Source organism: Gallibacterium genomosp. 1, assembly GCF_000771875.1.
Classification (GTDB): domain Bacteria; phylum Pseudomonadota; class Gammaproteobacteria; order Enterobacterales; family Pasteurellaceae; genus Gallibacterium.
Genome location: NZ_JPXX01000003.1, coordinates 22,314 through 43,683, shown reverse-complemented (window position 1 = coordinate 43,683; position 21,370 = coordinate 22,314). Strand labels below are relative to the sequence as shown.

The window sequence follows — 21,370 nt, the reverse complement described above, 5'->3', positions numbered from 1 at the left end:
TGATTATCGAGTGTCTAAGCTAGGTTTTTCAAGGGAGTTACGTTTACTAACTCCCTCTCAATTTAATTTTGTTTTCCAACAACCTTTCAGAGCTTCTTTGCCTGAAATCTCCATTATCGCTCGCCCCAATAGTTTGCAACATCCTCGATTAGGTTTAACTGTTGCCAAAAAATATGCAAAACGCGCCAATCAACGTAATCGTATTAAAAGGATTTGTCGTGAAAGCTTTCGTTTACAACAGCATTTATTACCTAATTATGATTTTATTATCATTGCAAGAAAAGGCATTAGTGACATAGATAATATGTTGTTATTCAAAATGTTAGATAAATTATGGCAACGACATCTACGCTTTTCAAAAAAATCTTCATCGGCATAATCCGCTTTTATCAGATTGCAATTAGCCCTTTAATTGGTCCGCGTTGTCGCTTCACCCCGACCTGCTCTCAATATGGGATTGAAGCAATTCAAACACACGGAGTGATAAAAGGGGGTTGGCTTACACTCAAGCGTATATTAAAATGTCATCCTTTTGGTTCATCAGGTTATGATCCTGTGCCACCACATATTGATAATCATAAACCACAGAGAAAAAAATAATGGATTCAAGACGTAGTTTACTCGTAATTGCTTTGTTCTTTATCTCATTTTTGATTTACCAACAATGGGAAATAGACAATAATCCTCAACCGGCACAGACTGCCACTCAAACTCAAGTTGATAAGAGTGAAGTGCCAACAACTGTCAGTACAGCAGCCAATACCACAATTGATAACAATCAACAGCAAGGTAAAATCATCACCTTACAAAGTGATGTCTTGCGTTTAAAAATTGATACTTTAGGTGGTGATATTGTCGAAGCCCAATTATTAAAATATGGCGCTGAATTACACTCTGAAACCCCTTTTGCTTTGCTGGAAAATACAGCAAAACACGTTTATATTGCTCAAAGTGGGCTAATTGGTGCCAATGGTAGCGATACTGTTGCTGGGCGTGCTGATTATCAAGTAGACGGCGATAATTTCACTTTAGCAGAAGGTCAAAATGAACTTAGCATTCCGTTTACATTTACCAAAGATGGTGTTACCTACCGCAAAATTTTTACATTAAACCGAAACAGTTATGATGTAAAAGTGAATTTTGAAGTAACCAATAACAGTGGTTCAACTATTCAAGTCCAACCATATGGTCAGCTTAAACATACTTTAGTAGAAAGCTCTGGAAACATTGCAATGCCGACTTATACCGGTGGTGCATACTCTTCATCAGAAACCAATTACAAAAAATACTCTTTTGAAGATATGCAAAAAGACAATCTTGCAATTAAAACTAAACAAGGTTGGGCTGCGATTCTTCAGCACTATTTCGTATCTGCGTGGATTCCAAATCAAGATGCCGATAATCAACTATATACTTCAACACAAGGTGATTTCGCTTACATCGGTTATCGCGGTCCAATCACATCCATTGCCAACGGAGCCACTGATACTATTACCAGCCAACTTTGGGTTGGGCCAAAATTACAAAATGAAATGGAAACCGTCGCTCCACACTTGGATTTAACTGTTGACTATGGTTGGGCTTGGTTTATTGCAAAACCACTCTTCTGGTTATTGCAGTTTATTCAAAGCCTTGTTCACAACTGGGGCTTGGCAATTATAGGTGTTACTATTGTTGTAAAAGCCATTCTTTATCCTCTTACTAAAGCTCAATATACTTCAATGGCAAAAATGCGTATGTTACAACCGAAAATTCAAGAAATGCGTGAACGTTTCGGTGATGATCGTCAACGTATGAGCCAAGAAATGATGAAACTTTATAAAGAAGAAAAAGTGAATCCTCTTGGTGGATGTCTACCAATTTTGCTGCAAATGCCAATTTTTATCGCACTATATTGGACATTCTTAGAAGCGGTTGAATTACGACACGCACCATTCTTTGGTTGGATTCAGGATTTATCAGCACAAGATCCATATTACATTTTGCCATTGTTAATGGGAGCATCAATGTTCTTATTACAAAAAATGTCACCAACTCCTGTTGCCGATCCAATGCAACAAAAAGTAATGATGTTTATGCCTGTGATGTTCACTTTCTTCTTCCTATGGTTCCCTTCAGGCTTAGTGCTTTATTGGTTGGTGTCTAACATCATTACCATTATTCAACAGCAACTAATTTATCGGGGCTTAGAGAAAAAAGGATTACACTCTCGTCATAAATAAATTTCCAAAATAACAGAAAGGCATCTTAATTAAGATGCCTTAAATTTATATAGAAACAAGAGAAAAATATGATAGAAAAAGAAACGATTGTCGCTCAAGCAACCCCTCCTGGTCGAGGAGGAGTAGGCATTTTGCGGGTTTCCGGCCCACTTTCTGAACAAGTTGCCAAAGAGGTGTTGGGAAAAACATTAAAACCTCGCTTTGCTAACTATCTTCCTTTTAAAGACATTGACGGCTCTGTACTTGATCAAGGCATTGCCCTCTTTTTCAAAGCACCCAATTCCTTTACCGGAGAAGATGTTTTGGAATTGCAAGGTCACGGCGGGCAGGTTATTTTGGATCTGCTCTTAAAACGCATTCTACAGATTAAAGGTGTTCGTTTAGCCAGACCAGGAGAGTTTTCAGAACAGGCTTTTTTAAACGATAAAATTGATTTAACTCAGGCTGAAGCAATTGCTGATTTGATTGATGCTAGTTCGGAGCAGGCAGCACGTTCAGCTTTAAAATCACTACAAGGCGAATTTTCCACCAAAGTTCACCAATTAGTAGACGAATTGATCTATCTACGAACCTATGTTGAAGCAGCAATTGATTTTCCGGATGAAGAAATTGATTTTCTTGCCGATGGCAAAATCGAAGCACATTTAAATCAAATTATAGCCAAAGTGGCAGAAGTTCAATCTCAAGCAAAACAAGGTTCTTTACTTAGAGAAGGGATGAAAGTGGTGATTGCCGGTCGTCCGAATGCTGGCAAATCAAGCCTGTTGAATGCATTCGCTGGTCGTGATGCTGCCATTGTTACTGATATTGCCGGTACAACTCGTGATGTATTGCGGGAACATATTCACTTGGATGGGATGCCGTTACATATTATTGATACCGCCGGTTTGCGTACAGCTACGGATGAAGTGGAGCGTATTGGAATAGAACGTGCTTGGCAAGAAATTGATCAAGCCGATCGTGTATTATTTATGCTCGACAGCACGACAACGGATGAAACGCTGCCGGAAAAAATTTGGCCGGAGTTTATGTCCAGATTGCCACCATCAATCCCTGTTACGATTATTCGTAATAAAGCAGATATTAGCGGCGAAGCAGAAGGCATTCGCACTGAAAATGGTTATACCACCATTACCCTTTCAGCTAAAACGCAGCAAGGTATTCAATTATTGAAAGCGCATCTCAAAGAGAGTATCGGCTATCAAACCGTTACCGAAGGAGGCTTTTTAGCTCGCCGTCGCCATTTGGAAGCATTAGAACAAGCGGCACAACATTTGCAGCAAGGGCATATCCAATTAACTCAATTCTATGCCGGTGAACTGTTGGCAGAAGAATTGAAAATGGCACAGAACGCACTCAGCGAGATCACCGGACAATTCACGTCTGATGATTTACTTGGTAATATCTTCAGCTCTTTCTGTATCGGAAAATAAAATGCGTGCTAAGCACGCATTTTTAGCATCAATTATAACTTTCACTCAACTTGCCATTTTCTGCTATCTCTTCATCTCGATCCTTAGCAGAAATTTGCAGACGAGCAAAATAGTCCTGTGTTTCGGCTATAATCACTTTGCGCAAGCCAATCAATGCAATTAAATTAGGAATTGCCATTAATCCATTAACAATATCAGCCAAACTCCAAATAATATCCAATTTAATAAATGCGCCGCACGCAATCAGTAAAATAAAGCAGCTACGGAAAATTTTAATACCCCTAATGCCGATTAAATAAACAAAACAACGTTCACCATAATAACACCAGCCAAGCATCGTGGTAAAAGCGAAGAACAATAAACCGATTGTCACAATAGTTGCACCGATACTGCTTCCTAAACCTTGAGCAAAAGCAAGATTAGTAACCGCTGCCCCTTCTACTCCTGATTGCCAAACACCACTGATAACAATGACTAGACCGGTCATAGTACAAACAATGATAGTATCAAAAAAAGTTCCTGTCATTGAAATTAATCCTTGGCGTACCGGTTCCTGTGTTTGTGCTGCTGCTGCTACGATCGGCGCACTTCCCAAGCCAGATTCATTAGAGAAAATACCTCTCGCCATTCCTGATTGAATCGCTTTAAGCACAGTAAAACCAACTGCTCCACCTAGTGCCGCTTGAGGGTTAAAAGCGCTTTCAATAATTAATGCTAACGCTTGTGGCACAACACTCCAATTAATTAATAAAATAAATAGCGAAGTACCAACATACAGTACTGCCATAAATGGCACAATAAATGAAGATACTACAGCAATACGGTTAACACCTCCAAGAATAATCATCGCCACCAACAGCGTCATTACAATAGCACTAATCACTGTTGATACACCGAACGTATCCTGCATAGCATGTGTAATAGCATTAACTTGTGGAAATGTCCCGATACCGAAAAAAGCAACCAACACACCAAATACTGCGAATAACTTAGCCAACCATTTTATGCCTAGACCACGTTCTATGTAATACATCGGCCCACCAGCCATAAAACCATTTTTATCTTTCACACGATATTTTACTGCCAACAGACATTCCGCATACTTAGTCGCCATTCCAAAAAAAGCAACAATCCACATCCAAAAAATCGCTCCGGGTCCCCCAGCTTGAATTGCTGTAGCAACACCAACAATATTACCGGTACCGATAGTCGCAGAAAGTGCGGTACACAACGCAGCAAATGCAGAAACATCGCCCTCACCGGAATTACCTTTTTGAAACAAATATCTTAATGCTCGTGGTAATGCTTTAATTTGTAAAAAACCTAAGCGAATACTGAAATAAATACCGGTTCCCGCTAATAAAATGAGTAATGGCGGCCCCCAGATAAAGCTGTCAATTTCAGCTAAAATTTGATTGAAATTCATTGACTTCCTCGTAAATAAAAAAGCTAAATACAAGGAGTAGAAAAGAAAAAAGAAATATCCAGAACTGATATTTGAAAAAAGATTATCTTTCCTGCCCCTGTCCTTTTGCCTGAGCGTTTCAAAAATCTAAGATTTTTTTGCGCCTTCGGCGTCCACTTAACGTGGATCTCTCCAAGGGTTCGTCCAGTAACAGTCCATGCTGTAAAACAGCGCCTGAAAGAGTTTACCTCGTCGGCGTAGAGTTAATTCTCTACTCTCCAGCTACCTTCATCCGAACTTGATGTTTATTACTAAGAATAAAAACGTTACGAATTTTAGCAAGTTATACTTCCTTGCTCAAGTGATGATCTCCTTACTACAATAATTTCACTAAGCGATTTAAATCTGCCTGAATCGCACCGGCAGTCATTTTTACGCCAGCACTTGGACCGTGAATCACCAATGGATTATCACGATACCAAAGACTACGAATTAAGAATAAATTCTCTCCCGGCAAAGCACGCGCAATCGGATCATCAGCATTACACACCTCTAAACCAATTTTTGACTGTCCATTCGCTAAAAAGCGAACCACATAACGTAATACCCCACGCTCTTCCTCAGCATCGTGATAACGCTCATAAATTAGCGGCTCAAGCTCATCCAATTTTTCAAAAAAGTCAGATAATGGCAAATCAATCATATCTTCCGTAATCAAAGATTCCACCTTAATCTCGGAACGATCTAAATCATAACCTGCGGTACGTGCCACAATTAATAGCTTACGCAACGCATCCAATCCTCTTAAATCTTCTCGCGGATCACGTTCTGTCATTCCTTGTTGCCACGCTTGCTCTAATAGCATTGAAAACGGTACAGAACCATCATATTGGTAAAATAACCACGCTAATGTACTGGAAAATGTCCCCTCAATCGACAAAATCGTGTCGCCGCTCTCTACCAAGTCGTGTACGATTGGATTAATAGGTAAACCACCACCTACTGTAGCGTTATACAACCAATAACTTCCAGATTGCAAAAAAGCGTTCTCTATTTGATGATATTTATCTAAATCAAAAGCAGCCGCACGTTTATTGGCACTAATCACGTGAAAACCATATTTTGCATAGTCTTCATAATGTGCCGCCACCTCATCGCTATTGGTAAAATCCAACACTACCAATTCATCAAACGGATGTAGACTCAACCATTGCAATAATTCCTCTGGCACCAATTCTCGACCATATTCTTCAAACTGTTGATCCCAATTATTTTCACTTAAATGTGCCAAAATACCTTGGTAATCTAACCACGCTTTTTGACTTGAAACCAAACCGATTAAAGAAAAATCAAAATGACTACGTGCCGCGATCTTCTCCTGCTCCTGTTTAAACAGGCTGATCCAGGTTTTTGAAACCTCTCCTTTACCTAATACCACTAAGCCAACCGTTTTATGCGCACGAAATAGATCATCGTGAACGTTGCGTAATAATTCTCGACTCACGGCTTGACGCAAAATCGCCACTACGCTGATTTTATCTTCAGATTGCCATACAAATTCTAGCGGCTGTGTTTTTAGCATTTGTGAAAAGCGTAACATTTGTAAAGAATTTTGGCATACTCCAGCCCCCACAATAGCCAACAAAGCCAAATCATAGCGAATAGAAATGGAATCAGTAATTAATGGCAATTTTTTAAACTGCATAAATGCCGTATCAATATACTCGTTGGTATAGATCAAACGCAGTGTACGTGATTGCTCAATAAATTGCTCTACCAACGGTTCCAACTGATGCTCCTGTAACCACGATTGCAAACGTTGTTTCCAACTATCTAACACTTGATTTTGCGGAATCACCAATTCGATCCAACCGATATGGTTATGAGATGTCACAATTTTACCTTGCGCTGAAGAAGAATAAATATGTTCAATACGACTCGTACCTTCATTGGGTTTCAAACTGCTGCGTAACTGCAATTTTAATTGAAACTCTTTAACAGGTTCTAGTGTGCGACTATGCAGCACAGGCGCGCCAAGACGTGCCAATTCATTTGCCTCATCCCAACGTAATAGTGGCAATAATGTAGCATTTTTTACGTGACGAGGATCCGCAGAATAAACTCCAGCTACATCACTCCAGATAGTAACATTCTCAATACCAGCTAACCCTGCTATTTGGGTTGCAGAATAATCGGAGCCGTTTCTTCCCAATAATACGGTTTCGCCTTTTGTATTTCGGCTGATAAAACCAGTAACAATCAAACGTTTATTGGGATTAGCATCTAAAATAGGTTGTAATCGACGCTGGCTTTGTGCAACCTGTACCTTAGGTAAAACGGTTCGCTCCGCCACCATAAAATCACGGGCATCAACAAAAATGGAAGGAATAGCTTGTTGATTCAGATAAGCGCTAACCAGCCGTGCCGACCAAATCTCTCCGTGTCCGACCACTTCGGAATAAATCGCTTCACTGAATGGTTTATCTAACAATGCGGAAAACTGATGAATATCATCAATGAAGGCTTGAGCAACCGGCTCCGGCTGTATAAGTAATGCATTAACCATTGACAGATACTGATGGCGAAGATTCTGCAAAATACGGTTAGCTCCCACTGTATCTTTATGTGAAGCTTCCACCCATTCAATCAATAAATTTGTGGTTTTACCAATTGCAGATACCACAATAACATCATTCTCTTTACTGTAATTCTGAATAATCGAAGCAACGCCTTTGATACATTCAACATTTGCTAAACTACTACCGCCAAATTTATGTAATTGATGACGAACAACCTGCTGCATCATAAACCTCCGCCTATATCAATGCAAAGACGCGCTATTTTAGCACGAATATATATAATCAAATAAAGAAATCTAGATGTCTTTAAGGCTAGATTGTCATTAGAATAAATTTTGATTAAAATACCACAACTTGTGTGGATTTGAAGGAAATAACTATGGCTGATTGGGATGGAAAATATATTAGTCCCTATGCGGAACACGGCAAAAAAAGTGAACAGGTAAAAAAAATTACTGTATCAATTCCAATTAAAGTATTAGAAATACTCACTAACGAGCGTACTCGTCGCCAAATTCGCAATTTACGTCACGCAACCAATAGTGAATTGCTCTGTGAGGCATTCTTACACGCTTTTACCGGTCAACCTTTACCGACCGATGAAGATTTGTTAAAAGAACGTCACGATGAGATTCCGGAAGAGGCTAAAGTATTAATGCGACAAAAAGGTATAGATCCAGACACTTGGGAATATTAATTTATCTATCCTTCATATTACTTTTTATCTAAACCAAAGGATAAGCCTTTTTTCAGCTTATCCTCCCTCTTACTCTCTTACTAATATTGATATATATCAAATTTTATTCTGTCATTGTTCGCTAAAATGTCGCCACGAATATTATTAGGAATATTTCTTATTTAGATTAAAATAGGCTATTCCATTTTAGAAGTAAGGAAATCATTATGTCAGTATGTCCTCTTCATCAATTACCCAAACACCAAGAAGCCTACATTAAAGATATTATCGCCAATCCGGCATTCGGATCCCAAGATAATTCTGTTAGCCGGCGTTTAGCAGATCTCGGTTTTTCCTCCCATCGACCGGTTACCATTATTGCTAAAGGATTATTAGGACGTGGGCCTTATGTCGTTCGTTTGGATCATCACTCTCAATTTTCATTACGTAAAGCAGAAGCAGAAAAGATTCTCTGCTATTTAAAATAACTCTATGAATAATCAACTTAAATTTGCCCTAATCGGGCCACCCAATTGTGGTAAAACCGTACTATTTAATGCTTTAACTGGATCGAATGCTAGAATTGCCAACTATCCCGGAGTAACGGTTGATCGCCGTGAAGGAACTTTACTCGGACACACTAATATCACTATTCTCGATCTACCGGGAACTTACAGCTTACATACAACAAGCCCAGACGAGGAAGTTTCTCGTAATGTTTTACTAGGTCATCTTGGCGACATTCCGGATGCTATTATTGCCGTTGCTGATGCTACCAATCTGCGAATGACTCTGCGAATGGCTCTAGAATTAAAAGCACTTGGTTTGCCAATGGTGATCTCAATTAATCTGTTTGACATTGCTAATGCACGCGGACTGCAAATTGATACCAATAAAATGTCGGAGTTACTAGGTGTACCTGTCATAGGAACAGTTGCAGTGAGTAAAAAAGGGCAACAGAAAATTAAACAAGCCGTGGAACAACTTGCCGGACAAGTATCAACACATCAAAAAACATCTCAACAATTGGAGCAGATTACAAATCAACTCGATAGTGATCAACTTTTCCAACAAGTTGATCATATTCTTGACCAAAGTGTACACAATATCAATTTTTTGCCGCGTTGGCACCAAAGGCTAGATCATATTTTCTTACATCCCATTTGGGGCATACTTACTCTAATTATCGTGATGTTACTAATGTTCCAAGCTGTTTACGCTTGGGCTGCTCCATTTATGGATGGTATTGAAACCGGTTTTAGTCTTTTGTCTGAATGGCTAGCATCTGTTCTACCAGACGGTATTCTTAAGGATCTATTGATTGATGGTATTGTTGCCGGTGTAAGTAGTGTTCTAGTTTTCTTACCACAAATTGCGATTTTATTTGCATTGTTACTTATTCTGGAAGATTCCGGATATTTGCCTAGGGCTGCTTATTTACTAGATAGCTTCTTAGCGAAAAGTGGTTTATCTGGGCGCTCCTTTATCCCTTTACTCTCCGGTTTTGCTTGTGCCGTACCGGCAATTATGTCAGCACGCACCATTACCGACCCAAGAGAGCGTTTAGTTACTATAGCAATCGCACCTCTATTAACTTGTTCTGCAAGATTGCCAGTATATACTTTAATCATTGCAGCAGTTATTCCAGATCAACAAGTCTGGGGAATTTTTAATCTACAAGGTTTAACATTATTCGCACTATATGCTATTGGAGTGCTTTCTGCCGGCTTTATTGCTTTCATTCTAAAATTATTCGCTAAACATAAAGGTAAAATTCAGCAATTTCCATTATTGATGGAGTTGCCTACTTATCGTATGCCTAATTTTAGACACATTGTCATCACTTTATGGGAACGTGTCAGCGCATTTTTAAAACGTGCCGGAACAATTATCTTCGCATTAAGTATCATTTTATGGGTGCTTGTTAGCTTTCCTGCTGCGCCTGAAAATGCCGTTTCACCACCAATCGATTACAGTTTTGCTGGTGCGTTGGGGCATCTAATTGAGCCAATTTTCCGCCCATTAGGCTTTACTTGGGAAATGTGTATTGCAATGGTACCCGGCATTGCCGCTAGAGAAGTGGTAGTTGCTGCGTTAGGGACAGTCTATGCCGTCGGTTCAACCAATGAAGAAGCCGCTCAACAAATGCTTATTCCATTGATACGCGATAGCTGGGGTTTGGCTACTGCATTCTCTTTCCTTGCCTGGTACGTTTATGCCCCAATGTGTATGGCAACGCTTGCCGTTATTAAGCGCGAAACCAAATCAGCTAAGCAGACTTTACTAATTACGTGCTATTTAACCGCATTAGCCTATCTATTTGCTTATATCGTTTATCATATCGCACGAGGAGCAGGATTATGATTCAATATTTAATTGTTATAGCTTTATTTATCGGCGCTGTCGGCTACCTTATCGCAAACTTCCGCAAAAAACGACAAAGCGGATGTGGAGATTGCTGCCGTTGCGGATCTACTTCTAAAACACAAAAATCTTGTCATTAAGCATTGTATAGGAGTTGAAAACCTTCAACTCCTATCTTCCTTTTTACACTTCAATTTAAGAAAAAATTACATTAATTACTTCAAAAGAATTAATTTTCTTTTTTTCGAGAATTATTTATCAAAATATTGTTCAATAAGCACACACAAATATGACATTTCTCACATTTTTATTAATTTTTTATTAAATTTTTGAGAAAGAGATCAACTTTTTAAAAAAATCTACTTTACTAAATTTTAGCATTTACATAGTCTTATCTGTGCATTCACATATATCATTCATACACAAGAAGAGGATCAAACTTATGAAATTCAAACAAAATATGTTCAAAATACTCGCTACTGTTACTGCATTAGGATCACTATTATCATTCAATGCTTTGGCTGCTGATCCTATTGTGATCAAGTTTTCTCACGTGGTAGCGGAAGATACACCTAAAGGTCAAGGTGCATTAATGTTTAAAAAATTGGCTGAAGAAAAATTCCCAGGCAAAGTGGTCGTTGAAGTTTACCCTAACTCATCTCTTTACGGTGACGGCAAAGAAATGGAAGCATTATTATTAAATAATGTACAAATGCTTGCGCCATCTTTGGCTAAATTCGATAAATATACGCCAAAAATCCAATTATTCGATCTACCGTTCCTATTTGACGATATTGAAGCCGTTCAACGTTTTGAAAAAAGCGAAGCCGGTAAAAGCCTGCTTAACAGTATGAAAGATAAAGGCATCACCGGTATCGGCTACTGGAATAATGACTTAAAACAACTTTCCGCCAACAAAAAATTGGTACTGCCGAAAGATGCACGCGGATTAAAATTCCGTGTACAAAATTCCGAAGTACTTGATGCTCAGTTTAAACAATTAAAAGCTGTTCCTCGTAAAATGGCTTTCGGTGAAATGTATCAAGGGTTACAAACCGGCGTAGTAAACGGTGCAGAAAACCCATACTCAAATATCTATTCACAGAAGATCAACGAAGTACAAAAATACATTACTGAGTCCAACCACGGTTTACTTTCTTATATGGTTATCGTAAACACCAAATTCTGGGAAGGTTTACCTGAAGATATCCGTAAAGGTTTGATGGAAGTAATGGATATTGTTAGTGATGATGTAAATAAAAAATCTCACGAATTTAACCTTGCTGATAAACAACGCATTCTTGATGCAAAAACAACAGAAATTACTATTTTAACTCCTGAACAAAGAAAAGAGTGGCGTGAAGCTATGCGCCCTGTTTGGAAAAAATTTGAAGATGCTATCGGTGCTGATTTAATTAAAGCTGCCGAAGAGTCTAATAACAAATAATTTTCAAATCTCAAAGTGCGATAGACTGACTATCGCACTCTCATCGCTCAAGTCGGTTAAGGAGCAATTATGCAACACTTTAATTATCTCTGGGGAAAACTCGAAGAATTTATGATCGGTTTTTCTCTAGCGTTAATGACATTAGTAACTTTTGTCTATGTAATGTTCAATAATCTTTATAATCCTTTCTACGATTTAGCCGATGCTTATCCGAGCCTTGAATTTATTTTCGAGCCTATCGCTACTTTTTGTATGACAGTAGCACAAGAAATGACTTGGAGTGTCGCACTGACTAAATTATTTTTTGCAATGCTCATCTTTTTCGGTGCCTCTTATGGTGTTCGTACTGCCGGACATATTGGTATTGACGCATTAGTGAAAAAATTTAGTACTCCAGTGCAACGCTATATCAGTATCTTTGCCTGTCTTACTTGTCTTATTTATTCAGGGATTATTTTTATTGCGAGTTATGATTGGGTTCAAGCTTTATTCATTGCTAAAGTCGGTGCAGAAGACCTACAGCAATTTGGCATCAAACTTTGGCATCTCGGTCTGATTATTCCTATCGGTTATATTATGATTTTCGCCCGTTTTGTTGAGATATTTATCCGTTTATTACAAGGAAAACAAAATGATCTTGGCTTGGCTGATGAAGCAAAAGATGCAGTAAAACTACAAGAATCTGAAGCACATAAGGAGTAATTTATGACTATTGTTTTCTTATTTGCCTGTTTATTCTTTTTAATGTTTATTGGAGTGCCCATTTCCGTTGCATTAGGATTATCCGGTTCTCTTGTAATAATTCTCTTCAGCCAGGATTCCATCAGCTCGGTTGCGATTAAACTTTTTGAAACTTCTGAACACTATACTTTATTAGCAATTCCATTCTTCTTGCTTGCCGGTGCATTTATGACCACTGGTGGCGTGGCTCGCCGATTGATCGATTTCGCTAATGCAACCGTTGGACACATACGTGGTGGATTGGCAATTGCATCTGTTCTTTCCTGTATGCTTTTCGCCGCACTTTCCGGCTCAAGTCCTGCAACCGTGGCAGCTGTCGGCTCCATTGCAATTGCAGGAATGGTTCGTTCTGGTTATCCGCAAGCATTCGGAACAGGCATTATCTGTAATGCAGGTACATTGGGTATTCTTATCCCTCCTTCTGTGGTAATGGTGGTTTATGCAGCGGCAACCGAATCATCCGTCGGTCGACTCTTTATGGCTGGCGTTATGCCCGGCTTATTATTAGGTGTTGCCTTAATGATCGGTATTTATGTTATCGCTCGCATTAAAAATTTGCCGGCATTACCGCGTGCCAGTGTGAAAGAGTGGTTCAAAGCGGCTCGCCGTGCATTATGGGGTTTAATCCTGATGGTGATTATTCTCGGCGGTATCTATAGCGGAGCGTTTACGCCAACGGAAGCTGCTGCCGTAGCAGCGGTTTACTCTTTCTTCGTCGCCGTTTTTGTCTATAAAGATATTAAATTGAAAGAGTGTCCGAAAGTCCTATTGGAAGCCGGTAAACTCAGCATTATGCTGATGTTTATTATCGCTAACGCAATGCTCTTCGCTCACGTCCTAACAACCGAACAGATTCCGCAGCAATTAACCGCCTTAGTGGTAGAAATGGATTTGCACGCTTGGCAGTTCCTCATTATCGTCAATATTATCCTGTTGATTGCCGGTGCATTTATGGAACCTTCCGCTATCATTCTGATTTTAGTACCAATTCTCTTCCCAATTGCGACTCAACTCGGTATCGACCCGATCCACCTCGGAGTAATTATGGTAGTAAATATGGAAATCGGTATGATTACACCGCCTGTCGGACTTAACTTATTCGTAGCATCTGCTATCACTGGCTTAACTCTACCACAAGTCATCAGAGCAGCACTACCTTGGTTAATGCTAATGCTAGCATTCTTGATCGCCATTACTTACATTCCTGCAATCTCCTTAACCTTACCGAACTGGATTGCAATGAATTAAAACTGACACTGCAAAACAGGGCTAAACATAAATTTAGCCTTGTTTTTATTCTTAAAATTTAAAAATCATTTTAGGAGAAGAACAAAAAATAAACCCAGCATTAATACTGGGTTTCAGTTTAATTAAATATCACTATTTTCTTTTCGCATCATACTCTTTTAAAATAGCGTACATTTCATCTTTTAAACGAAGTTTAATTTTTTTCAAGTTTTCAATCTCTTCCGGCGTACCGAATTCAATTTTTTCCAACATATTCTGAATTTTATGATCCAATTCATTATGCTCTTCAAATAAACGGGCAAAATGTTTATCTTCATTTTTTAACACACTGATCAAATCACGATATTCTGGAAACATAACTATTCTCCTCTATATTATTATTACACATTGTTAATATAGCTTTTTTTCGCTTCTTCTGCTGTGAACAACGTCACATTTTACTTATCTTCTGTTTAACTTTTTGCAACAAAGCATCACAACAGCGATCTAGCAAATGGTAAGTTTCATTAAAATTGTGTGTGTACCAAGGATCAGGAATATGATCTTTTTCTAAATCTGGGCATAGCTGAGTAATTTTAAAAATTTGTTGTGGGTGTTTGCCGAAAAAACGCTCCAAATCCTCTAAATTGCTGTCATCCATCGCAATAATATAATCAAAATTTGCCAAATCCTGTTTTCTGATTTGACGGCTACGAAAACCGTTACTGTCTATTTTGTGTAGCTCCAACATATCCGCTGTACCACAATGCATTCCCTCACCACTATGCCAACCGGCAGTACCAGCACTATCCACATTAACCAATTCAGATAAACCTGCCTGTTGTAATTTATGTTTAAAAATAAATTCCGCCATTGGTGAACGGCAAATGTTACCTAAACAAACAAATAAAACACTAAACTCTTGCATCATTCTGCTCACTTTTTAGTTAAAAGTGTTTATCATAAACAAAGAAAAGACGGTAAACAATTACCGTCTTAGTGATAAAAATAAAGTTTTAACTTAACCATCCCATCTGATAAATAATAAATAATAAGGTAAATACGGTAAGGTATAACAAACCAATAAGAGAAAGCCACAATAGTCCGCCCTTCACTTTATGTTCACCTTTTAACACTAATAACAAATTCAAAGTAGCAAATACAGGAGTGGTAACAAATGAAGCTATCATTGCAAATTTAAGCATTGGTCCTAATGCATTATTAAAGAAGAAAATAATCAATGCTCCGGAAATAGATGCCGCAACGAATGCAATATTCAAATAACTGGCTCTTGTACCTTTCTTCTTCAATAAAATACGCAAACTTTCGATATTTGAACGAGAGTAACCATCAATAACAGTAAGCGTTGTTCCAAACATACATAGGAAAGCAATCAATGCAATTAATCCCCTAGCCCAATCGCCAATAGTTGTCGCATACATACCAATTAATTGGGCAATATATTTTCCTCCCACCATTTCAACTGGTATGCCTGAACCATATTGAACCAAAGCACCTAATGCCAAAAATACTAAAGCCAATAATGCAGTACCAATATAACCCACATTAAAATCAAAAATACCATCTCGATAAGAAACTTTGGTTATGCGTTTTTTCGCTACCACCCACATTGAATTGATAGCAGAAATTTCAATCGGTGCCGGCATCCATCCCATTAACGCCACAATAAACGCTAATGCACCTAACTGCCACGGGCTTTCACCCACATAACCTGCCGGAGCAACCGCACCACGAGAAGCAGCAATCGCAACCGCTAACACAGTAGCTAAAGTAAGGCAAATCATCACGAACTTGGATAAGCCATCCAAAAGTCGATATTGCCCGAATAAAAGAATCGCAGTACTCACCACTAATACTGTTAAACTTAACGTTGGCACAGGTAATGGTACAACAAAAGATAAAATAACAGCGGACAATAAAGATACAGCGGCCGTGTTAATTACTGTAGAAAAAACATTCAATAAAAAAAAGATGAATAAATAAGCTGTTCCTTTCTCTTTATAGCCTTCAAGCAAGGTCTTATTTGTATCTAGCGTATACTGCACACCAAAACGGAAAAACGGATACTTAAACAGATTTGCTAAAATAATAATTATCGCTAACTGCCAACCATAAATTGCACCCGCTTGTGTTGAAGCAATAAGGTGAGAACCGCCTACCGCAGCAGAAGCCATTAAAATTCCTGGACCTAGTGCAGAAAGACGACTTTTTAATGTAGAGGACTGCTCTTCAGTCGTTATTGATGCTGTCATAAATTAGTCTCTTTTTTTAATATAAATGAAACAGTTTTGTAATATCATCACAAATGTTTTTTGAAAGCAACAGGAAGAGATAATTAAAATAGTCAGTCATTATTATATAAAATTCTGAATTATTGTTTATTTTTAGTATAAAAAACTAACTTATAATCATAACAAGAGGTTTGTTTTTAAACCAAAATAATTATTAGCGTTTAATTTTTTTAAAATTTAATGCTCCCTATTATTTTATTTGACTATCTTTTATACATAAAAACTTTTTACCAATAAACTCAATAAACAAAACTAACGAAATGGTAGAGTTTCTAGTACAATCTTCCATACTGAATCATCGTTCAATAAGATTATGCTACTCACCATTCTCTATTTAATTGGAATTACTGCCGAATCAATCACCGGCGCTTTAGCTGCCGGCAGAGAAAAAATGGATATTTTCGGCGTTATTATTATTGCCTCCGTTACCGCTATTGGTGGTGGTTCTGTTAGGGATGTTCTCTTAGGTCATTATCCATTAGGTTGGGTAAAACATCCGGAATATATCGTTATCGTTGCCGGCGCAGCGGTATTAACCGTGATCATTGCGCCATTAATGCGTTATTTAAAAGCGGTTTTCTTAATTTTGGATGCACTAGGTTTAATCGTATTTTCCATTATTGGCGCACAAGTTGCTCTCACTATGGGGCATGGTTTTATTATCGCCTCTGTTGCCGCTATCATCACAGGAGCCTTTGGCGGTGTACTGAGGGATCTACTCTGCAACCGTATTCCATTGGTTTTTCAAAAAGAACTTTATGCCAGTATCGCTTTTCTTGCTACCGCTATCTATATAGGACTACAACATACCAATATCTCACAAGATATTGTGATTTTAATCACGTTAGTGACCGGTTTCTTATTACGTTTGCTAGCTATCCGATTTGGCTTAGGACTCCCTGTTTTTGATTATCAGGAAGATAAAAACTGGTCGTGGGTAGAAAAATTACCAAAAAGGAAAAAATAATGATGGAAATCACTTTTTATCAATGCTTTAGAGAGAACATACTTAATGGTAGTAAAACCATTACTATTCGTGATAATAGTGAAAAAGATTTTAAAATCGGCAGTATCATTGATGTTTTTACGTTTGAACAACATCAGTGGTTCGCCAAAATTAAAATCCTCTCTGTAACACCAATTCAATTTTCACAACTAACAGAAAAACACGCACAGCAGGAAAATATGACACTAACCGAGCTAAAAAAAGTAATTCGTCAAATTTATCCTGATGCCGAACAACTTTTTGTTATTCATTATCAATTAGTTTCAACAGATGACATTGACGAACGTTGACGCCAATAAGTAGCAAATTTTGGTTTACCGTTTTTGGTTAGCCCACGATATTTATAAGTAATTATCGAACCAATCGCCGGCGGATTAGCCCGATCAGCTAAACTGAAACCAGAACCAATTTTAAATTGCCCCTGTTCATTTTCACAAGTTAATGATCCCATCACATTATGAAACTGTCCTTTTCCTTTATGGTGAGCTATCACAGTACACTCTTCATCTTGATGACGTTTCAACTTTAAAATTTGGCTACTTCTCCCTACGATATAATTCGCTTTCGGATTTCTTACCACAACCCCTTCTCCACCTAAACTTTCTACTTGATCAAGAAACTGATAAACAGCTTGTTTATTCTCTATCGGCATCTGCGGTAAGATTTCAATATAAGGTGTTGGATGTTGTAACAAATATTTCCTAAGTACATCTAATCTTTGTAATAAATCCCCTTTTTCTTTTGGTACATCAAATACATATAATTTTAATTTATGCCAACCTTTATCTTTTGTAGAACGAGTAATACTTGTTATTTCCTCAAATTTGCCTCGCTCACTGAATAGCTCCCCATCAATCGCAAATGGTGGAAAATCTTTAATAAAATAACCCGGAGGATTCAAAAGATTATCCTGACGAGTAAACAATTTTTCTCCATCCCAATATCCTCTTACACCATCTAGTTTTTCGCTCATCACCCAACCTTGTAAATCTTGATCTTTATACTCCTGCAATAACATTACCGACTCTTTTGCCATCACAGAAAAAGAAATTAAACCTAAAAATAGATATAGATAATACATTTATGCTCTCCTTTAAATATCAGGTGTTCAGCATAAAGTATTTGACGGGCATACAAGCAAAAAAAGAGAAAAAATGTGGAGCAGATCGCAAAAATCAAAAAGGTTGATTGCCTTTCACAACCAACCTTTTCGTTACTAAAAAATTTTAAGATTTATGTTTCATTGCTGGGAATAAAATCACATCACGGATTGATTCCGCATTAGCAAACAACATCGCCAAACGGTCGATTCCCAAGCCTTCACCTGCTGTTGGTGGCAAACCGTGTTCCAACGCCACCACGAAATCTTCATCTTTAAACATTGCTTCATCATCACCTGCTTCTTTCGCTGCTACTTGTGCGTTAAAGCGTTCATTTTGATCTTCCGCATCATTCAACTCAGAGAAACCGTTACCAATTTCACGTCCACCAATAAATAATTCAAAACGATCCGTAACTTCTGGATTTTCATCATTACGGCGAGCCAACGGTGAAATTTCAGCAGGGTGAGCCATTAAGAAGGTTGGCTGAATTAAGTGATGTTCCGCTACCTCTTCAAAAATCGCATTGACTAAACTTCCCAAGCCCCAAGACTTTTGAATTTCAATGCCAAGTTTTTGAGCTACCACTTTAGCTCGTTCAAAGTCATAAAGATCTTCTTTAACAATGCCTTTATCTGCACCATATTTCAATACCGCATCGTGCATTGTAATACGTTCAAACGGTTTACCGAAATCAAATTCATATTCACCATAAGGCACAATAGTTGTACCTAAAATATCCAAAGCTAATTTGCGTAACAATTCTTCGGTATTATCCATTAAATCGTGATAATCTGCATAGGCTTGATAGTATTCAATCATCGTAAACTCAGGATTATGACGTACAGAAACCCCTTCATTCCGGAAGTTACGGTTTAGCTCAAATACACGCTCAAAACCGCCCACGACAAGGCGTTTCAAATAAAGTTCCGGTGCGATACGAAGGTACATATCAATATCAAGCGCATTATGGTGAGTAATAAACGGACGTGCCGCCGCCCCACCCGGAATCACTTGCAACATTGGGGTTTCGACTTCGATAAAACCTTTGCCGATAAAATATTCACGAATACCTGCAATCACTTTTGAACGAATAATAAAAGTGCGACGAGATTCTTCATTAGAAATCAGATCTAAATAACGTTGGCGATAACGCATTTCTTGATCTGCTAAACCGTGGAATTTATCCGGTAATGGGCGCAATGCTTTAGTCAACAATTCAAGCTCAGTACAGCGTACAGTCAATTCATTAGTTTTAGTTTTGAATAGCGTTCCTTTTGCTCCAACAATATCGCCAAGATCAAGCATCGCCATAATTTCTTCATAAACACCTTCCGGTAATAAATCCCTAGCAACATACAGTTGGATTTTTCCACTCATATCCTGCAACGTGATAAAACTAGCTTTTCCCATTTTACGTCGTGTCATAATACGCCCTGCTACGCTGACAGGAATAGCTTTCTCTTTTAATACTTCACCATCTTCATTTTCATATTGTTGATGAAGATCACCGGCTAAACTGTCTCGGCGGAATGTGTTCGGAAATGCATTGCCTTTTTGGCGTAAGGTTGCCAATTTTTCACGGCGAGCAAGCATTTCTCCATTTAAATCTAACTCTTGAGTATGTTCTGTCATTTTTTTACCTTTAATTTTTTAATGCATATTCTTGCAAATCGTTATTCAATTCTTACTAAAATCAGTCAATTTTATTTACTAAACAAACCTTGCATAGCTATAGTCCAGCTTTCAAACTTGCTTCAATAAATCTGTCTAAGTCGCCATCCAATACAGCTTGTGTATTGCGGTTTTCAACGCCAGTGCGTAAATCTTTAATACGTGCATCATCCAACACATAAGAACGAATCTGGCTACCCCAACCAATATCCGACTTACTCTCTTCTAATGCCTGTTTTTCAGCATTTTTCTTTTTCAATTCAAGCTCATACAATTTAGCTTTTAACTGCTTCATCGCCTGATCTTTATTTTTATGCTGAGAACGATCATTTTGACACTGCACTACAATACCGGTCGGGATATGAGTAATTCGCACTGCACTCTCAGTTCGGTTGACGTGTTGCCCACCAGCACCAGATGCACGATAAACATCAATGCGTAAATCCGCCGGATTGATTTCAATATCAATATCATCATTAATTTCAGGATAAACAAATACCGCACTAAAGGAGGTATGGCGACGATTATTAGAATCAAATGGGCTTTTACGCACTAGACGATGAATACCAGTTTCTGTTCGCAACCAACCAAAAGCATATTCACCACTAACACGAATGGTTGCTGATTTAATGCCAGCAACATCACCATCGGACACTTCCATTAATTCAGTTTTAAATCCTTTACTCTCTGCCCAACGTAAATACATCCGTAACAACATTTCTGTCCAGTCTTGGGCTTCAGTACCACCTGAACCAGCTTGCAAATCTACATAGCAATCAGCGGCATCATTGGCGCCACTGAACATTCTTCTAAATTCAAGTTTAGCCAAACTTTGTTCCAGTTGTTCCAGTTCGGCAACAGCTTCATCAAATGTTGCCTGATCATCTGCTTCAATTGCTAATTCTAATAATCCGTCAACATCATCTAAACCTTGTTGCAAAGATTTAATGGTATTTACCACTGATTCTAATGAAGAACGTTCTTTTCCTAGTGCCTGTGCTTTTTCCGGATTATTCCATACATCCGGCTGTTCCAATTCAGCACTGACCTCCTCTAATCGTTCAACTTTATTGTCGAAGTCAAAGATACCCCCTAAGTGCCAAGGTTCTTTCACTAATATCACTGATTTTATTTTTTACAGGATTAATTTCAAACATATCTTTTCATTTATTCTTTCTATTTCA

21 protein-coding genes and 1 riboswitch are annotated in these 21,370 nt (G+C 38.2%); of the genes, 13 read left to right on the top strand and 8 right to left on the bottom strand.

What is annotated here, in order from left to right:
• Window positions 1-10: 10 nt before the first annotated feature.
• The 4 genes from rnpA to mnmE all read left to right on the top strand — a co-directional run bounded on the left by rnpA (window position 11) and on the right by mnmE (window position 3,655).
• Window positions 11-379, top strand: coding sequence for a ribonuclease P protein component (rnpA, locus tag JP36_RS00785; RefSeq protein WP_039135191.1), 369 nt, complete (start codon window positions 11-13; stop codon window positions 377-379).
• The gene (yidD, locus tag JP36_RS11255; RefSeq protein ID WP_021461367.1) at window positions 334-600 is read left to right on the top strand and encodes a membrane protein insertion efficiency factor YidD; all 267 of its coding nucleotides are present in this window, start codon (window positions 334-336) and stop codon (window positions 598-600) included. The genes rnpA and yidD overlap by 46 nt, the downstream gene beginning before the upstream one ends.
• On the top strand, window positions 600-2,222 hold the full coding sequence (gene yidC, locus JP36_RS00780; RefSeq protein WP_039170993.1) for a membrane protein insertase YidC: 1,623 nt from the start codon (window positions 600-602) through the stop codon (window positions 2,220-2,222). Before yidD ends, yidC begins: the two co-directional genes overlap by 1 nt.
• 71 nt (window positions 2,223-2,293) lie before the next feature.
• A complete protein-coding gene (gene mnmE, locus JP36_RS00775; RefSeq protein WP_209434460.1) occupies window positions 2,294-3,655 on the top strand; it encodes a tRNA uridine-5-carboxymethylaminomethyl(34) synthesis GTPase MnmE in 1,362 nt (453 codons plus the stop codon).
• A 28-nt stretch (window positions 3,656-3,683) separates the two neighbouring features.
• Here mnmE and JP36_RS00770 read toward each other — a convergent pair whose 3' ends face one another.
• Together JP36_RS00770 and metL are read right to left on the bottom strand one after the other, a co-directional pair.
• Window positions 3,684-5,081, bottom strand: coding sequence for an alanine/glycine:cation symporter family protein (locus tag JP36_RS00770; RefSeq protein WP_039135182.1), 1,398 nt, complete (start codon window positions 5,079-5,081; stop codon window positions 3,684-3,686).
• 87 nt (window positions 5,082-5,168) lie between these two features.
• Window positions 5,169-5,266, bottom strand: a riboswitch (glycine riboswitch).
• Window positions 5,267-5,436: 170 nt separating this feature from the next.
• Window positions 5,437-7,866, bottom strand: a complete 2,430-nt coding sequence (gene metL, locus JP36_RS00765) for a bifunctional aspartate kinase/homoserine dehydrogenase II (protein ID WP_039135179.1) — start codon at window positions 7,864-7,866, stop codon at window positions 5,437-5,439.
• A gap of 152 nt (window positions 7,867-8,018) precedes the next feature.
• Here metL and metJ point away from each other — a divergent pair, with 152 nt between their 5' ends.
• The 7 genes from metJ (at window position 8,019) to JP36_RS00735 (ending at window position 14,115) form a co-directional block, all read left to right on the top strand.
• Window positions 8,019-8,336 carry a met regulon transcriptional regulator MetJ gene (metJ, locus tag JP36_RS00760; RefSeq protein ID WP_039135177.1) on the top strand — a complete coding sequence of 106 codons (318 nt, stop codon included), beginning with the start codon at window positions 8,019-8,021 and terminating at the stop codon, window positions 8,334-8,336.
• 206 nt (window positions 8,337-8,542) lie between these two features.
• Window positions 8,543-8,803 (top strand): FeoA family protein, encoded by a 261-nt coding sequence (locus JP36_RS00755; protein ID WP_039135174.1) that lies wholly within the window; start codon window positions 8,543-8,545, stop codon window positions 8,801-8,803.
• 4 nt (window positions 8,804-8,807) lie between these two features.
• Window positions 8,808-10,679, top strand: a complete 1,872-nt coding sequence (gene feoB, locus JP36_RS00750) for a ferrous iron transport protein B (protein WP_039170990.1) — start codon at window positions 8,808-8,810, stop codon at window positions 10,677-10,679.
• The gene (locus JP36_RS11250) at window positions 10,676-10,819 is read left to right on the top strand and encodes a FeoB-associated Cys-rich membrane protein (protein ID WP_081964318.1); all 144 of its coding nucleotides are present in this window, start codon (window positions 10,676-10,678) and stop codon (window positions 10,817-10,819) included. Before feoB ends, JP36_RS11250 begins: the two co-directional genes overlap by 4 nt.
• A 320-nt stretch (window positions 10,820-11,139) precedes the next feature.
• Window positions 11,140-12,126: a TRAP transporter substrate-binding protein gene (locus JP36_RS00745; RefSeq protein ID WP_039171083.1), complete on the top strand. Its 987-nt coding sequence runs from the start codon at window positions 11,140-11,142 to the stop codon at window positions 12,124-12,126.
• Window positions 12,127-12,195: 69 nt separating this feature from the next.
• Window positions 12,196-12,828: a TRAP transporter small permease gene (locus JP36_RS00740; RefSeq protein ID WP_039135167.1), complete on the top strand. Its 633-nt coding sequence runs from the start codon at window positions 12,196-12,198 to the stop codon at window positions 12,826-12,828.
• 3 nt (window positions 12,829-12,831) lie between these two features.
• Entirely contained in the window at window positions 12,832-14,115 is a 1,284-nt protein-coding gene (locus tag JP36_RS00735; RefSeq protein ID WP_039170987.1) for a TRAP transporter large permease, read from the top strand.
• A gap of 132 nt (window positions 14,116-14,247) precedes the next feature.
• Here the strand turns inward: JP36_RS00735 and JP36_RS00730 are convergent, their stop codons facing one another.
• From JP36_RS00730 to JP36_RS00720, 3 genes are all read right to left on the bottom strand, one after another.
• Window positions 14,248-14,472, bottom strand: coding sequence for a YdcH family protein (locus JP36_RS00730; RefSeq protein WP_039170983.1), 225 nt, complete (start codon window positions 14,470-14,472; stop codon window positions 14,248-14,250).
• 73 nt (window positions 14,473-14,545) lie between these two features.
• Entirely contained in the window at window positions 14,546-15,022 is a 477-nt protein-coding gene (locus JP36_RS00725) for a low molecular weight protein-tyrosine-phosphatase (RefSeq protein WP_039170981.1), read from the bottom strand.
• Between the two features lie 88 nt (window positions 15,023-15,110).
• Entirely contained in the window at window positions 15,111-16,367 is a 1,257-nt protein-coding gene (locus JP36_RS00720; RefSeq protein ID WP_039170978.1) for an NRAMP family divalent metal transporter, read from the bottom strand.
• Window positions 16,368-16,719: 352 nt separating this feature from the next.
• Between JP36_RS00720 and JP36_RS00715 the strand changes: the two genes are divergently transcribed.
• Window positions 16,720-17,373 carry a trimeric intracellular cation channel family protein gene (locus JP36_RS00715; protein WP_039170975.1) on the top strand — a complete coding sequence of 218 codons (654 nt, stop codon included), beginning with the start codon at window positions 16,720-16,722 and terminating at the stop codon, window positions 17,371-17,373.
• Window positions 17,373-17,702: a N(4)-acetylcytidine aminohydrolase gene (gene yqfB, locus JP36_RS00710; RefSeq protein ID WP_039135152.1), complete on the top strand. Its 330-nt coding sequence runs from the start codon at window positions 17,373-17,375 to the stop codon at window positions 17,700-17,702. Before JP36_RS00715 ends, yqfB begins: the two co-directional genes overlap by 1 nt.
• On the opposite strand, the gene JP36_RS00705 is transcribed toward yqfB, so the two are convergent.
• The 3 genes from JP36_RS00705 to prfB all read right to left on the bottom strand — a co-directional run bounded on the left by JP36_RS00705 (window position 17,666) and on the right by prfB (window position 21,343).
• On the bottom strand, window positions 17,666-18,493 hold the full coding sequence (locus tag JP36_RS00705; RefSeq protein ID WP_039170972.1) for a DNA ligase: 828 nt from the start codon (window positions 18,491-18,493) through the stop codon (window positions 17,666-17,668). The two genes, yqfB and JP36_RS00705, sit on opposite strands and share 37 nt — an antisense overlap.
• A 145-nt stretch (window positions 18,494-18,638) precedes the next feature.
• Complete coding sequence (gene lysS / locus JP36_RS00700) at window positions 18,639-20,147, bottom strand: lysine--tRNA ligase (RefSeq protein ID WP_039170969.1); 1,509 nt, start codon at window positions 20,145-20,147, stop codon at window positions 18,639-18,641.
• 97 nt (window positions 20,148-20,244) lie between these two features.
• Window positions 20,245-21,343, bottom strand: a protein-coding gene (gene prfB, locus JP36_RS00695) for a peptide chain release factor 2 (protein WP_156106911.1) whose coding sequence is annotated in 2 segments (ribosomal slippage) — window positions 20,245-21,267 and window positions 21,269-21,343 — 1,098 coding nt in all. Because the reading frame shifts where the segments join, the coding sequence is not laid out codon by codon here.
• Window positions 21,344-21,370 lie beyond the last annotated feature (27 nt).

Coding starts and splice junctions, on each gene's coding strand:
- JP36_RS00730 (WP_039170983.1), bottom strand. CDS start 14,472: ATGTTTCCAGAATATCGTGATTTGATCAGTGTGTTAAAAAATGAAGAT.
- yidC (WP_039170993.1), top strand. CDS start 600: ATGGATTCAAGACGTAGTTTACTCGTAATTGCTTTGTTCTTTATCTCA.
- lysS (WP_039170969.1), bottom strand. CDS start 20,147: ATGACAGAACATACTCAAGAGTTAGATTTAAATGGAGAAATGCTTGCT.
- feoB (WP_039170990.1), top strand. CDS start 8,808: ATGAATAATCAACTTAAATTTGCCCTAATCGGGCCACCCAATTGTGGT.
- JP36_RS00715 (WP_039170975.1), top strand. CDS start 16,720: ATGCTACTCACCATTCTCTATTTAATTGGAATTACTGCCGAATCAATC.
- metL (WP_039135179.1), bottom strand. CDS start 7,866: ATGATGCAGCAGGTTGTTCGTCATCAATTACATAAATTTGGCGGTAGT.
- yqfB (WP_039135152.1), top strand. CDS start 17,373: ATGATGGAAATCACTTTTTATCAATGCTTTAGAGAGAACATACTTAAT.
- JP36_RS00755 (WP_039135174.1), top strand. CDS start 8,543: ATGTCAGTATGTCCTCTTCATCAATTACCCAAACACCAAGAAGCCTAC.
- JP36_RS00735 (WP_039170987.1), top strand. CDS start 12,832: ATGACTATTGTTTTCTTATTTGCCTGTTTATTCTTTTTAATGTTTATT.
- JP36_RS11250 (WP_081964318.1), top strand. CDS start 10,676: ATGATTCAATATTTAATTGTTATAGCTTTATTTATCGGCGCTGTCGGC.
- JP36_RS00770 (WP_039135182.1), bottom strand. CDS start 5,081: ATGAATTTCAATCAAATTTTAGCTGAAATTGACAGCTTTATCTGGGGG.
- yidD (WP_021461367.1), top strand. CDS start 334: ATGGCAACGACATCTACGCTTTTCAAAAAAATCTTCATCGGCATAATC.
- JP36_RS00705 (WP_039170972.1), bottom strand. CDS start 18,493: ATGTATTATCTATATCTATTTTTAGGTTTAATTTCTTTTTCTGTGATG.
- metJ (WP_039135177.1), top strand. CDS start 8,019: ATGGCTGATTGGGATGGAAAATATATTAGTCCCTATGCGGAACACGGC.
- JP36_RS00720 (WP_039170978.1), bottom strand. CDS start 16,367: ATGACAGCATCAATAACGACTGAAGAGCAGTCCTCTACATTAAAAAGT.
- JP36_RS00725 (WP_039170981.1), bottom strand. CDS start 15,022: ATGCAAGAGTTTAGTGTTTTATTTGTTTGTTTAGGTAACATTTGCCGT.
- JP36_RS00740 (WP_039135167.1), top strand. CDS start 12,196: ATGCAACACTTTAATTATCTCTGGGGAAAACTCGAAGAATTTATGATC.
- JP36_RS00745 (WP_039171083.1), top strand. CDS start 11,140: ATGTTCAAAATACTCGCTACTGTTACTGCATTAGGATCACTATTATCA.